This is a genomic window from Streptomyces barkulensis (assembly GCF_002843305.1).
In the GTDB taxonomy this organism is placed as follows: Bacteria; Actinomycetota; Actinomycetes; order Streptomycetales; family Streptomycetaceae; genus Streptomyces; species Streptomyces barkulensis.
In genome coordinates, this window is the sequence record NZ_PGSG01000053.1 from 60,901 (window position 1) to 73,510 (window position 12,610).

General features: G+C 70.3%; 13 protein-coding genes. 10 read left to right on the forward strand and 3 right to left on the reverse strand.

Features of this window, described 5'->3' with window-relative positions:
• The first annotated feature begins 156 nt into the window (after window positions 1–156).
• The 10 genes from CUT83_RS10840 to CUT83_RS10885 all read left to right on the forward strand — a co-directional run bounded on the left by CUT83_RS10840 (window position 157) and on the right by CUT83_RS10885 (window position 8,541).
• Complete coding sequence (locus tag CUT83_RS10840; protein WP_101255647.1) at window positions 157–600, forward strand: Cg1360 family ATP-synthase-associated protein; 444 nt, start codon at window positions 157–159, stop codon at window positions 598–600.
• 268 nt (window positions 601–868) lie between these two features.
• Complete coding sequence (atpB, locus tag CUT83_RS10845; RefSeq protein WP_101255648.1) at window positions 869–1,678, forward strand: F0F1 ATP synthase subunit A; 810 nt, start codon at window positions 869–871, stop codon at window positions 1,676–1,678.
• A gap of 100 nt (window positions 1,679–1,778) precedes the next feature.
• The gene (atpE, locus tag CUT83_RS10850; RefSeq protein ID WP_101255649.1) at window positions 1,779–2,009 is read left to right on the forward strand and encodes an ATP synthase F0 subunit C; all 231 of its coding nucleotides are present in this window, start codon (window positions 1,779–1,781) and stop codon (window positions 2,007–2,009) included.
• Between the two features lie 34 nt (window positions 2,010–2,043).
• The gene (locus CUT83_RS10855) at window positions 2,044–2,598 is read left to right on the forward strand and encodes a F0F1 ATP synthase subunit B (protein ID WP_093847669.1); all 555 of its coding nucleotides are present in this window, start codon (window positions 2,044–2,046) and stop codon (window positions 2,596–2,598) included.
• Complete coding sequence (locus CUT83_RS10860; RefSeq protein ID WP_101255650.1) at window positions 2,595–3,419, forward strand: F0F1 ATP synthase subunit delta; 825 nt, start codon at window positions 2,595–2,597, stop codon at window positions 3,417–3,419. Before CUT83_RS10855 ends, CUT83_RS10860 begins: the two co-directional genes overlap by 4 nt.
• Before the next feature lie 119 nt (window positions 3,420–3,538).
• Entirely contained in the window at window positions 3,539–5,110 is a 1,572-nt protein-coding gene (gene atpA, locus CUT83_RS10865) for a F0F1 ATP synthase subunit alpha (protein WP_101255651.1), read from the forward strand.
• 2 nt (window positions 5,111–5,112) lie between these two features.
• Window positions 5,113–6,027: a F0F1 ATP synthase subunit gamma gene (locus tag CUT83_RS10870; protein WP_093847664.1), complete on the forward strand. Its 915-nt coding sequence runs from the start codon at window positions 5,113–5,115 to the stop codon at window positions 6,025–6,027.
• 5 nt (window positions 6,028–6,032) lie between these two features.
• Window positions 6,033–7,487, forward strand: a complete 1,455-nt coding sequence (gene atpD / locus CUT83_RS10875) for a F0F1 ATP synthase subunit beta (RefSeq protein WP_093847662.1) — start codon at window positions 6,033–6,035, stop codon at window positions 7,485–7,487.
• A gap of 90 nt (window positions 7,488–7,577) precedes the next feature.
• Window positions 7,578–7,964 (forward strand): F0F1 ATP synthase subunit epsilon, encoded by a 387-nt coding sequence (locus tag CUT83_RS10880; RefSeq protein WP_093661929.1) that lies wholly within the window; start codon window positions 7,578–7,580, stop codon window positions 7,962–7,964.
• A 121-nt stretch (window positions 7,965–8,085) separates the two neighbouring features.
• Window positions 8,086–8,541 (forward strand): DUF2550 domain-containing protein, encoded by a 456-nt coding sequence (locus CUT83_RS10885; RefSeq protein ID WP_101255695.1) that lies wholly within the window; start codon window positions 8,086–8,088, stop codon window positions 8,539–8,541.
• 138 nt (window positions 8,542–8,679) lie between these two features.
• Here the strand turns inward: CUT83_RS10885 and CUT83_RS10890 are convergent, their stop codons facing one another.
• The 3 genes from CUT83_RS10890 to CUT83_RS10900 all read right to left on the reverse strand — a co-directional run bounded on the left by CUT83_RS10890 (window position 8,680) and on the right by CUT83_RS10900 (window position 12,605).
• Window positions 8,680–10,470: a glycoside hydrolase family 18 chitinase gene (locus tag CUT83_RS10890; protein ID WP_240958285.1), complete on the reverse strand. Its 1,791-nt coding sequence runs from the start codon at window positions 10,468–10,470 to the stop codon at window positions 8,680–8,682.
• Between the two features lie 216 nt (window positions 10,471–10,686).
• Window positions 10,687–11,349 carry a response regulator gene (locus tag CUT83_RS10895; RefSeq protein ID WP_101255652.1) on the reverse strand — a complete coding sequence of 221 codons (663 nt, stop codon included), beginning with the start codon at window positions 11,347–11,349 and terminating at the stop codon, window positions 10,687–10,689.
• A complete protein-coding gene (locus tag CUT83_RS10900; RefSeq protein WP_338154109.1) occupies window positions 11,346–12,605 on the reverse strand; it encodes a sensor histidine kinase in 1,260 nt (419 codons plus the stop codon). Before CUT83_RS10900 ends, CUT83_RS10895 begins: the two co-directional genes overlap by 4 nt.
• Window positions 12,606–12,610: the final 5 nt, after the last annotated feature.

The following is a 12,610-nucleotide window of genomic DNA, read 5'->3' on the forward strand; positions in this document are numbered from 1 at the left end:
AGACCTCATCAAATAGTTTGTGATACCGTTCACGAGTCCGGTGAGAAGGCCGGTGGCCTCCAGTGCCCCCGATCAGCGAGTCCGTTCCGCCGGACGACCACAGCTTTCGAAGGTCACGCACCGCCCCCCGTAGACCACCCTGCTGGAGCAGCGTTTATGCAGTCGAACGACGCCCGGATCCTTCGTGGCGCCGCGATTCCCTCAGCCGGTGCCGGCCTGGTCGGCGTGATCGTCGGCGCGGTCGTCTCGGGAGGCGAGGGCGCCCTGGGAGCAGGCCTGGGCACCGCGGTGGTCCTCGCGTTCTTCAGCGTGGGCCTCCATGTGCTCGGCCGGATCGGACGGCAGTGGCCCGAACTCCTCCTCGGTGCGGGATTCCTGGTCTACACGACCCAGGTGATCGCCATGTTCGTGGTGATGAGGCTCCTGCGGGACGCCACCTTCATGGACGGCCGCGTGTTCGGTTTCACGGTGCTGGCCTGTCTCCTGGTGTGGCTCGCCGCCCAGGCGTGGACACAGACCCGGCTCAAGACCCCGTACGTGGAGCCCTCCGGGACCGGCAAGGCCTCCCCGGGCTCCCCCACCGCGGAATCCCGCGCGTGATCGCGAACAGAGCGAAGGCTCGGGGCAGGGGCGGTGGTAAGCCGCACCCGCCGGGCTGCTATCGTCCGACGCCGAGAGGGCCGCGAGCCTTGGCGAAGGCGCTGTGCGGGACAGCGCCGGACGCTCCTCGCCTCTTCACGGGGCCGTCCTGTCGCATAGCCGGCCGGTCCCTTCCCGCCCACCCCCAGTCCAGTGCCGCCCCGTGGCCCAGCGCCATGCCGACACCCCGAGGTAGCCGTATCCATGCGTCCGACCGAAGGAGCTCGCGGTGAGTAGTGACCAGTTGCTCGCCTTCGAGGTTGACTGCCACCTGTTCAAGGACTGTGGCTTCCAGGCCCCCAGTGTGTGGTCGTTCATCTTCGACCCGATCTTCGAGGTCGGCGGGTTCGAGTTCAACAAGCCGATGCTCCTCGCGATCATCGGCACGGCCGCGATCCTCACCTTCTTCTGGATGGCCTTCTCCAAGCCCAAGGTGGTCCCCGGCAAGCTGCAGATGGTCGCCGAGGCGCTGTACGAGTTCGTGCGCCGGGGCATCGCCCGGGAGGTGATGGGGAAGAAGGGCGACGCCTTCATCCCGCTGCTGGTGTCGCTGTTCTTCTTCGTGTGGATGCTGAACCTCTGGGCGATCATCCCCATCGCCCAGTTCCCGGTCAGCTCGGTCATCGCCTACCCGGCCGGCCTCGCGGCCGTGGTCTGGGTCACCTACATGACGGTGACGTTCAAGACGAACGGATTCATCGGCGGCATCCGCAACCTCTGCGTCCCCAGCGGACTGCCGAAGCCGATCTACGTGGTGCTCACGCCGATGGAGTTCATCTCCAGCGTCTTCGTGCGGCCCTTCACGCTGACGGTCCGGCTCTTCGCGAACATGTTCGCCGGCCACATCCTGATCCTGATCTTCACGATCGCCACCTGGTACATGCTCGGGACCTTCCTCGGCACCCTCTACGCGACCGCCTCGTTCGCGATGACGGTGGTGCTGACGGTCTTCGAGCTGTTCATCCAGGCGCTGCAGGCCTACGTCTTCACCGTGCTGACCGCCACCTACCTCTCCCAGGCCCTGGAAGAGGCGCACTGACCGGGCCAGCACCGCGGTCCCGACCAGCCACCACCCGCCCAACCCCAGACGTCCGGTGGACCAACCACCCACCGGCCCACCAAGAGAAGGAACCCAAGGAATGTCTGCTCTGGAGACCCTCGCAGCTGTCGAAGGCAACGTCGGCGCCATCGGCTACGGCCTCGCCGCGATCGGCCCCGGTATCGGCATCGGCATCATCTTCGGTAACGGTGTGCAGGCCATCGCCCGCCAGCCCGAGGCCGCCGGCCTCATCCGCCAGAACATGCTGCTCGGCTTCGCCGTCGTCGAGGCCCTGGCGCTGATCGGCTTCGTCGTTCCCTTCATCCTCTGACGAAGCCGCAAACGGAACCGACGAAAGGTCCACCATGATGAACCTGGCAGCTTCGGAAGCGCAGTCCCCGCTGCTTCCGGTCTGGCCCGAGGTCGTCATCGGCCTGATCGCCTTCGGCATCGTCTTCTTCGTGTTCGCCAAGAAGCTCCTCCCGGCCATCAACAAGGCCCTGGACGAGCGCCGCGAGGCGATCGAGGGAGGCATCGAGAAGGCCGAAGCTGCTCAGGCCGAGGCGCAGCAGACGCTCGAGGAGTACCGAGTCCAGCTCGCCGAGGCTCGTCACGAGGCCGCGCGCCTGCGGCAGGAGGCGCAGGAGCAGGGCGCCGCGCTCATCGCCGAGATGCGCGAGGAAGGCCAGCGGCAGCGTGAGGAGATCATCGCCGCGGGCCACGCCCAGATCGAGGCCGACCGTCGGCAGGCCGCGCAGTCGCTGCGCCAGGACGTGGGCAAGCTCGCCACCGACCTGGCCGGCAAGCTGGTCGGCGAGTCCCTGGAGGACGTCGCCCGGCAGAGCCGCACGATCGACCGCTTCCTCGACGAGCTCGAGGGGAAGGCGGCCTCCGCCGAGTCCTCTGGAGCCGCCCGATGAACGGAGCGAGTCGCGAGGCACTGGCCGCCGCCCGCGAGCGACTGGACGCGCTGACGGACTCCACGTCCGCCGACGCGGCCCGGCTCGCCGAGGAACTGGCCGCGGTCACCGCGCTGCTCGACCGCGAGGTGTCGCTGCGCCGGGTCCTGACCGACCCGGCGCAGCCCGGCGAGGCCAAGGCCGAGCTGGTCGGACGCCTGCTGGGCGGCCAGGTCGGCGGCGAGGCCGTCGATCTGGTCTCCGGCATGGTCCGCTCCCGCTGGTCGCGCTCGCGCGACCTGGCGGACGCGGTCGAGCAGCTCGCCGACGTCGCCGACCTCACCGCGGCCGAGCGCGACGGCACGCTGGACGACGTGGAGGACGAACTGTTCCGGTTCTCCCGGACGGTGGCCTCCTCCCCGGAGCTGCGTGCGGCTCTCGGCGGCAAGATCACCGACGACGCCCTGAAGGCGGCCAAGACCGAGCTGCTGCGGCGGCTGCTGGGGGGACGGGCCAAGCCCGCCACCGAGCGACTGGTCGTCCGCCTCGTGCGCCAGCCGCGTGGACGTAGTCTTGAAGGAGGGCTCGAAGCCCTCTCCGGGCTGGCCGCCGAGCGTCGCAACCGCTCGGTGGCGGTGGTCACCTCGGCCGTACCGCTCAGCGACCGCCAGAAGCAGCGCCTGGGCGCCGCCCTGGCGCGGCTCTTCGGACGCGAGATGCACCTCAACCTGGACGTGGACCCGGAGGTCCTCGGCGGAATCCGGGTGCGGGTCGGCGACGAGATCATCGACGGCACCGTCTCGGAGCGTCTCGAAGGGGCGACCCGGCGGATGGCGAGCTGAGCCCACGGCCGGCGGACACCGCGGGCGGTAGGCCACACCAACTCAAGAAGCAGTACTGGCGGCCCGAGTTGGGCCGTAGCAGACACATACGGGCCCAACAAGGAGAGCAGGGAACCCAGATGGCGGAGCTCACGATCCGGCCGGATGAGATCCGGGACGCGCTGGAGAACTTCGTCCAGTCGTACAAGCCGGACGCGGCCTCGCGCGAAGAGGTCGGGACGGTCAGCCTTGCCGGTGACGGCATTGCGAAGGTCGAGGGTCTTCCCTCGACCATGGCGAACGAGCTGCTGAAGTTCGAGGACGGCACCCTCGGCCTCGCCCTCAACCTCGAGGAGCGCGAGATCGGCGCGGTCGTCCTCGGCGAGTTCAGCGGCATCGAGGAGGGCCAGACGGTGCGCCGCACCGGCGAGGTCCTCTCCGTCGCGGTCGGCGACGGTTACCTCGGCCGTGTCGTCGACCCGCTGGGCAACCCGGTCGACGGCCTCGGCGAGATCGAGACCGAGGGCCGCCGCGCCCTCGAGCTGCAGGCCCCCACGGTCATGCAGCGCAAGTCGGTGCACGAGCCGATGGAGACGGGCTACAAGGCCGTCGACGCGATGACCCCGATCGGCCGCGGCCAGCGCCAGCTGATCATCGGCGACCGCCAGACCGGCAAGACCGCCCTGGCGATCGACACGATCATCAACCAGCGCGACAACTGGCGCTCCGGCGACCCGAGCAAGCAGGTCCGCTGCATCTACGTCGCCGTCGGCCAGAAGGGCTCCACCATCGCCTCCGTGCGCGCGGCGCTGGAGGAGAACGGCGCGCTGGAGTACACCACCATCGTCGCCGCCCCGGCGTCCGACCCGGCGGGCTTCAAGTACCTGGCGCCCTACACCGGCTCGGCCATCGGCCAGCACTGGATGTACCAGGGCAAGCACGTCCTGATCATCTTCGACGACCTGTCCAAGCAGGCCGACGCCTACCGCGCCGTGTCCCTGCTGCTGCGCCGTCCGCCGGGCCGCGAGGCCTACCCGGGCGACGTCTTCTACCTGCACTCCCGGCTGCTGGAGCGCTGCGCCAAGCTCTCGGACGAGATGGGCGCCGGCTCGATGACCGGTCTGCCGATCATCGAGACCAAGGCGAACGACGTGTCGGCGTTCATCCCGACCAACGTCATCTCCATCACCGACGGCCAGTGCTTCCTGGAGTCCGACCTGTTCAACGCGGGCCAGCGCCCGGCGCTGAACGTCGGTATCTCCGTCTCCCGAGTCGGTGGCTCGGCCCAGCACAAGGCCATGAAGCAGGTCTCCGGCCGGCTCCGTGTGGACCTCGCCCAGTTCCGCGAGCTGGAGGCGTTCGCCGCCTTCGGCTCCGACCTGGACGACGCCTCCAAGGCGGCGCTGGAGCGCGGTAAGCGCATGGTCGAGCTGCTCAAGCAGTCGCAGTACGCGCCGTACCCGACCGAGGACCAGGTCGTCTCCATCTGGGCGGGCACCACCGGCCGTATGGACGACGTCCCCGTCGAGGACATCCGGCGCTTCGAGAGCGACCTGCTGGAGCACCTGCACCGCGAGCGCAAGGACCTGATGACCGGCATCCGCGAGGGCGGCAAGATGTCCGACGACACCCTTCAGGTGCTGTCGGACGCCATCGCCTCCTTCAAGAAGCAGTTCGAGACCTCGGACGGCAAGCTGCTGGGCGAGGTCTGAGCATGGGCGCGCAGGTCAGGATCTACAAGCGGCGGATTCGCTCCGTCAGCGCGACCAAGAAGATCACCAAGGCGATGGAGATGATCTCCGCGTCGCGCATCGTCAAGGCACAGCGCCAGGTGGCCGCGTCGACTCCGTACGCCGAGGAGCTGACCCGGGCCGTCGCGGCCGTCGCCACCGGTTCCGACACCCAGCACCCGCTGACCACCGAGACCGAGAAGCCGACCCGGGCCGCGGTCCTGCTCGTCACGAGCGACCGCGGTCTGGCGGGCGGCTACTCGGCCAACGCGATCAAGGCGGCCGACCGGCTGACCGAGCGGCTGCGGGCCGAGGGCAAGGAGGTCGACTCCTACATCATCGGGCGCAAGGGCGTGGCCTACTACGGCTTCCGCGACCGGAAGATCGCCCAGTCGTGGACGGGCTTCACCGACCGGCCGTCGTACGCCGACGCCAAGGCCGTCTCCGGGCCGCTGATCGAGGCGGTCCGCAGGGACACGGCCGAAGGCGGCGTGGACGAGCTGCACATCGTCTTCACGGAGTTCGTGTCGATGATGACGCAGAACCCGGTCGAGAAGCGGATGCTGCCGCTCAGCCTCGACGAGGTCACGCGGCAGGTGGAGAAGCAGGAGCGGATCCGCCCGCTGTACGACTTCGAGCCGTCGGCGGAGGAGGTTCTGGACGCGCTGCTGCCGCGGTACGTCGAGAGCCGCATCTACAACGCGCTGCTCCAGTCCGCCGCCTCCGAGCACGCCGCCCGCCGGCGCGCGATGAAGTCGGCGACGGACAACGCCGAGGACCTCATCAAGTCGCTCACGCGGCTTGCCAACCAGGCCCGCCAGGCCGACATCACCCAGGAAATCAGCGAGATCGTCGGTGGTGCCAGCGCGCTGGCCGACGCTTCTGCGGGGAGTGACTGACAACTATGACCACCACTGTTGAGCCGACCGCTGCGGCGGGCGTGGCCACCGGCCGCGTCGCGCGGGTCATCGGCCCGGTCGTCGACGTGGAGTTCCCCGTCGACGCGATGCCGGAGATCTACAACGCGCTGACCGTCGAGGTCGCCGACCCGGCCGAGGAGGGTGCGAAGAAGACCCTCACCCTCGAGGTCGCCCAGCACCTGGGCGAGGGCCTGGTCCGCGCGATCTCCATGGAGCCGACCGACGGCCTGGTCCGCCAGGCCCCGGTGACCAACACCGGCCGCGGCATCACCGTGCCCGTCGGCGACGTCACCAAGGGCCGGGTGTTCAACACCCTGGGCCGCATCCTGAACGAGCCGGAGGCCGAGTCCGAGGTCACCGAGCGCTGGGAGATCCACCGCAAGGCCCCGGCCTTCGACCAGCTCGAGTCCAAGACCGAGATGTTCGAGACCGGCCTGAAGGTCGTCGACCTGCTGACCCCGTACGTCAAGGGCGGCAAGATCGGCCTGTTCGGCGGCGCGGGCGTCGGCAAGACCGTCCTCATCCAGGAAATGATCATGCGTGTGGCCAAGCTGCACGAGGGCGTTTCCGTGTTCGCCGGCGTCGGCGAGCGCACCCGTGAGGGCAACGACCTCATCGAGGAGATGGCCGAGTCCGGCGTTCTCCCGCAGACCGCGCTGGTCTTCGGCCAGATGGACGAGCCCCCGGGCACCCGTCTGCGCGTGGCCCTGGCCGGTCTGACGATGGCGGAGTACTTCCGCGACGTCCAGAAGCAGGACGTGCTGTTCTTCATCGACAACATCTTCCGCTTCACCCAGGCCGGTTCCGAGGTCTCCACCCTGCTGGGCCGTATGCCCTCCGCGGTGGGCTACCAGCCGAACCTGGCGGACGAGATGGGTCTGCTCCAGGAGCGCATCACCTCCACCCGCGGCCACTCGATCACCTCGATGCAGGCGATCTACGTGCCCGCGGACGACCTGACCGACCCGGCCCCGGCGACGACCTTCGCCCACCTGGACGCGACCACCGTTCTGTCGCGTCCGATCTCGGAGAAGGGCATCTACCCGGCGGTGGACCCGCTGGACTCCACCTCCCGGATCCTGGACCCGCGCTACATCTCGCAGGAGCACTACCAGTGCGCCACCCGCGTCAAGGGGATCCTGCAGAAGTACAAGGACCTCCAGGACATCATCGCCATCCTCGGCATCGACGAGCTCGGCGAGGAGGACAAGCTGGTCGTCCACCGCGCCCGCCGTATCGAGCGCTTCCTGTCGCAGAACACCCACGCGGCGAAGCAGTTCACCGGCCTGGACGGATCGGACGTTCCGCTGGACGAGTCGATCGCGGCGTTCAACGCGATCGCCGACGGTGAGTACGACCACTTCCCGGAGCAGGCGTTCTTCATGTGCGGTGGCCTGGACGACCTCAAGGCCAAGGCCAAGGAGCTGGGCGTCTCCTGACGTCCGCGCCCCACGACAGGGGGCGGGTGAAGCCCGCCCCCTGTCCCGCGCACCGTTATTCTGTGAAAACCCCAGTTTCGAGGAGCCACTGTGGCTGAGCTGCACGTCGAGTTGGTCGCCGCGGACCGCAAGGTCTGGTCGGGCGAGGCCAGCCTGGTCGTCGCGCGCACCTCGTCGGGTGATATCGGCGTCATGCCCGGCCACCAGCCGCTGCTCGGTGTGCTGAAGCCGGGCCCGGTGACGATCCGTACGACCGGCGAGAGCGGGGGCGGCACCGTCGTCGCCGCGGTGCACGGCGGCTTCATCTCCTTCGCGGACAACAAGCTGTCGCTGCTCGCGGAGATCGCGGAGCTGTCCGAGGAGATCGATGTCCAGCGCGCCGAGCGCGCGCTGGAGCGGGCGAAGTCGGAGGCGGACGCCGCCGCCGAGCGCCGCGCCGAGATCCGGCTTCGGGCCGCCTTGGCGAGCGCGCGCTGAGACCCGCGCGCATGTACGTGCCTCAGCCGCGGACCGCTTCGGAGCATCGCTCCGGCGCGGTCCGCGGCTGAGGCGATTGCTGGCTGCTGTACGGACGGACGAGGCGAGGAGGTCGGTGAAGATGGTCCTCGCTCTCGTGCTGTCCGGGGCGGTGCTGGCTCTGGTGCTGCTGGGGCTGTTCGCCTTCGGGTTGCGGCGGCGGCTGATCCAGCGGTCGGGCGGCACCTTCGACTGCAGTCTGCGGTGGGACGCGCCGGATCCCGGCGAGGGAGCCGAGGCCGGCGGCAAGGGCTGGGTGTACGGCGTCTCCCGCTACAGCGGGGACCGGGTCGAGTGGTTCCGGGTCTTCTCCTACGCGCCGCGGCCGCGCCGGCTGCTGGAGCGGGAGGCGATCGAGGTGCTGGAGCGCCGCAGGCCCGAGGGGGACGAGGAGTTGGCGCTCCTGTCGGACTCGGTGATCCTGGCCTGCTCGCACCGCGGCACCCGGGTGGAGCTGGCGATGAGCGAGGACGCCCTGACGGGCTTCCTCGCCTGGCTCGAAGCAGCCCCCCCAGGCCAGAGGGTGAATGTCGCCTGAGCGGTGCCCCCGGTGCCTGGGGGTGCCCCCGGACGGAGTCCGGGGGAGTAAGGACAGCGAACCGGGGAGACGGCGTGCGGGCCGTCTCCCCGGTTCTGTCACTTCAGGTGGTGCGTGGGGCGGATCACCGCCCGGGCGTCACTTGTTCAGCCCGTTGTGGATGGCGGTGATCAGCTCGCCGTTCGCGGTGTCCCCGCTGATCTCCCAGAAGAAGGCCCCGCCGAGCTTCTGCTGCTTGGCGTAGTCCATCTTCCCCGCGATGGTGGCCGGGGTGTCGTAGCTCCACCACTCGTCGCCGCAGTGCGCGTACGCGGTGCCGGCTATGACTCCGTTGGCCGGGCAGCGCTCCTTGAGGATCTTGTAGTCCTCGATGCCCGCCTCGTACTTGCCCGGTGCGGCGCCGGTGGCGGTGCCGCCCGGCTCCTTCTGGGTCACGCCGGTCCAGCCGCGGCCGTAGAAGCCGATGCCGAGCAGCAGCTTCTCGGCCGGGACGCCCTTGGCCTTGAGCTTCTTGATCGCGGCATCGGTGTTGAACGCCTCGTTCGGGATGCCGTCGTACGAGGTCAGCGGCGAGTGCGGGGCGGTCGGCCCGGTCTTGTCCCAGGCGCCGAAGTAGTCGTACGTCATCACGTTGTACCAGTCGAGGTACTGGGCGGCGCCGCCGTAGTCCGCGGAGTCGATCTTGCCGCCGCTGGAGGCGTCGGCGGTGATCGCGGCGGTCACGAGCTGGTCGCCGAACTCGGCGCGGAAGGCCTGAGCCATGGTCCTCATCACGGCCGGGCCGCTGGTGTCACAGGTCAGACCGCAGGCGTTGGGGTACTCCCAGTCCAGGTCGATGCCGTCGAACAGGCCCTGCCAGCGCGGGTCGTTGACCAGCTCGTTGCAGGACTTGGCGAACGCGGCCGGATTCTTCATGGCGTCGGGGAAGCCCCCGGACCAGGTCCAGCCGCCGAAGGACCACAGGACCTTGATGTGCGGGTACATCTTCTTCAGCTTCAGCAGCTGGTTGAAGTTGCCGCGCAGCGGCTGGTCCCAGGTGTCGGCCTTGCCGTCGACGCTCTGCTCGGCGGTGTAGGCCTTGTCGGTCGCGGCGAAGGCGTCACCGATGGTGCACTTGCCGCCCTGAACGTTGCCGAACGAGTAGTTGATGTGGGTCAGCTTCTCGGCGGAGCCGGAGGTGACGATGTCCTTCACGTGGTAGTTGCGGCCGTAGATGCCCCACTCGGTGAAGTAGCCCAGGTTGACGTACTCGCCCGGGTCGCCGCCGCCGTCGCCGCCGCCGGTGGTCTTCACCGTGACGGAACCGCTGGCCGGCCCGGTCTGGTCGGCGGTGTCGCGTGCCACCACCGAGTAGGTGTAGGTGGTGCCCGCCGTCAGGCCGGAGTCGGTGTACGAGGTGCCGGTGACGGTGGTGACCTTGGCGCCGTCGCGCAGGACGTCGTAGTTCTTGACGCCCTTGTCGTCGCTCGCGGCGCCCCAGTTCAGCTTCACCGATGTGTCGGTGATGCCGCTCGCGGTGGGGGTGCCGGGTGCGCCGGGCGGGGCGTCGTCGGGGTTCCCCCCGTCCGAGCCGTCGCACGGGCGGCCGTTGAGGGTGCAGTCGGAGGGGGAGCCGGTGCCGGTGCCGTTGAAGCCGAAGCTGACGCTGGCCCCGGGGGACAGGGTGCCGTTCCAGCCCATGTTCTTGGCGGTGTAGGTGTTGCCGGAGCTGGTGACGGCGGCGTCCCAGGCGGAGCCGACCTTGGTGCCGGTGGGGAAGTCCCACTTCAGCGTCCAGCCGCTGATGGTGGTGTCACCGGTGTTCTTGATCGTCCACTTGCCCTCGAAGCCGCTGCCCCAGTCGGAGGGCTTGGAGAAGGTGGCGGTCGCCTGCTCGGCGGCCTGGGCCGGGGAGGCCAGGGCGACCAGGGCGCCGAGGGGCATCAGCATCGCGGCCGCGGCCGCTACGGCTTTCCGTCTGATGCGATGTGCGGTGGTGTTCGTTCTCAAGAGCGCTCCTCGCACAGGGCCCGGTGCCGGACCGGGCCGTTGGGGGTCTCCTGCGCCGCTCGTGGAGAGTGCCATGTGCATGGCATGGGCGTGCAGTTGAACTGGAGCGTAGATTGGTCTGGACCACCGGTCAACAGGTATGCACCAATGAGGAATTCAACCTCCGGTCACCCCCAACTCCTGCGCCAGCACCGCGGCCTGCACCCTGCTGCGCAGCTCCAGCTTCGCCAGCAGCCGGCTGACGTGCGTCTTCACCGTCGCCTCCGCCATCGACAACCGCGCGGCGACCTCCGCGTTGGACAGCCCCTCGCCCAGGCACGCCAGCACCTCGCGCTCGCGCCGGGTGAGGGCGTCGAGCACGGCGGGATCGGTCCGGCGCCCGCCCCCGGGTGCGGCGGAGGAGCGGGCGAACTCCCGGATCAGCCGCCGCGTCACGACCGGGGCGATCACCCCCTCACCGCGCGCCACCGCCCGTACCGCGTCCACCAGTTGCGCCGCCTCGCTGTCCTTGAGCAGGAAGCCCGCGGCCCCCGCGCGCAGCGCGCCGAAGACATAGGCGTCGAGGTCGAAGGTGGTCAGCACCAGCACATCGGCCAGCCCCTCGCCGACCACCCGCTCGGTCGCCGACACCCCGTCCAGACGCGGCATCCGCACATCCATCAGCACCAGATCCGGCCGGAGTTCACGGGCCAGCCGCACCGCCTCCTCGCCGTCCGGCGCCTCCCCGACGACCTCGATGTCCGGCGCGCCGCGCAGGATCAGGACGAGCCCGGCGCGCACCGCCGACTGGTCCTCGGCCACGAGCACCCGGATGGTCATGCCCCGTCTCCTCTCCTCGTACCGGCACCGCCGTCCGCGCCGTCCGCGCCGTCCGCGACGCCGTGGACGGCGTCCCCCAGGGGCAGCACCGCCCGCACCTCCCACCGCGTGCCGCCGGCCGCCCCGGCCGGGCCCGCGCCGAAGACGCCGCCCAGCAACTCGGCGCGCTCGCGCATCCCGACCAGCCCGGCGCCCGAGCCGGGGGCGCGCGGTCCGGGGTGCCGGTCGCAGGGGCTGGTGACGGTGACGCTCAGCGCGCCGCCACCGCTGCCGCCGCCCTCCCGGCCGGGCGACTCCAGCACGACGGTCACCTCTCCCGGGGAGGCGTGCTTGAGCGCGTTCGTCAGAGCCTCCTGCACGATGCGGTAGGCCGCCAGCTCCACGGGCGCCGGCAGGGGGCCGCCGGAGCGCTCGTCGCGCAGGGTGAAACGGAGCCCTCCGGCCGCACCGTGCCTGCGGGCATGGGCCAGCAGCGCCTCCAGGCCGTCCAGGGTCGGCGCGGCGGACACCTCCTCGTCAACCCCCGCGGTCCGCAGCAGACCGATCAGACGGCGCATCTCGGCCAGCCCGTGCACGCTGTTCTCGCGGATGACCGCCAGCGCCTCCCCGGTGGCGGCGCGGTCGTCGAGCGACTGCGCCGCGGTGGCGTGGATGGCGATGGCGGAGAGGTGGTTCGCCACCACGTCGTGCAGTTCGCGGGCCATCCGGGCGCGCTCGGCGGTGACGGCCTGGACGCGGTCCATCTCCGCCAGCAGCGCGGTCTGCTGGGCGCGCAGCCGCTCGGCGGCCGCGGCGTTGCGGTGGTCGCGGACGATGACCCCCGTCCACGCCGGGCCGACCGTGAGCAGCCCGCAGACGACGCCCACCAGCAGCGCCTGGGGTTCGCGGGTGGCGGCCAGGGTGCCCACGGTCACGGCGGCGGTCAGCGCGGCGCTCGCCGGCGGCACGGCCCGTGACAGCCTCGGTCCGCCGTAGAGCACGGCCGCGTAGACCACGTCGGAGAACATCACGATCGTCGCCAGCAGCGACCGGGTGAGCAGGTCGCCGACCAGCGCGACCGCCCCCAGCACCAGCGCCGCGGACGGAGCGGTACGGCGCAGCGCCTCCGCCAGCGCCACCACCGCCAGCGGCAGCAGCACCCAGCCGTCCCCCAGCGGAGGGTGCGGGTTGTTGAACAGCCCCAGGGCCCACGACGCCAGCCCGCCCACCAGGCCGGCGGCGGCGATCAGCAGGTCCCCGCGGGGAGGGAGGGGCAAGCGGA

Excerpts from the sequence above, each read along its gene's own strand:
- CUT83_RS10840 (WP_101255647.1), top strand. The coding sequence starts at position 157 with ATGCAGTCGAACGACGCCCGGATCCTTCGTGGCGCCGCGATTCCCTCA.
- atpE (WP_101255649.1), top strand. The coding sequence starts at position 1,779 with ATGTCTGCTCTGGAGACCCTCGCAGCTGTCGAAGGCAACGTCGGCGCC.
- CUT83_RS10855 (WP_093847669.1), top strand. The coding sequence starts at position 2,044 with ATGATGAACCTGGCAGCTTCGGAAGCGCAGTCCCCGCTGCTTCCGGTC.
- CUT83_RS10860 (WP_101255650.1), top strand. The coding sequence starts at position 2,595 with ATGAACGGAGCGAGTCGCGAGGCACTGGCCGCCGCCCGCGAGCGACTG.
- atpA (WP_101255651.1), top strand. The coding sequence starts at position 3,539 with ATGGCGGAGCTCACGATCCGGCCGGATGAGATCCGGGACGCGCTGGAG.
- CUT83_RS10870 (WP_093847664.1), top strand. The coding sequence starts at position 5,113 with ATGGGCGCGCAGGTCAGGATCTACAAGCGGCGGATTCGCTCCGTCAGC.
- atpD (WP_093847662.1), top strand. The coding sequence starts at position 6,033 with ATGACCACCACTGTTGAGCCGACCGCTGCGGCGGGCGTGGCCACCGGC.
- CUT83_RS10885 (WP_101255695.1), top strand. The coding sequence starts at position 8,086 with ATGGTCCTCGCTCTCGTGCTGTCCGGGGCGGTGCTGGCTCTGGTGCTG.
- CUT83_RS10890 (WP_240958285.1), bottom strand. The coding sequence starts at position 10,470 with ATGCTGATGCCCCTCGGCGCCCTGGTCGCCCTGGCCTCCCCGGCCCAG.
- CUT83_RS10895 (WP_101255652.1), bottom strand. The coding sequence starts at position 11,349 with ATGACCATCCGGGTGCTCGTGGCCGAGGACCAGTCGGCGGTGCGCGCC.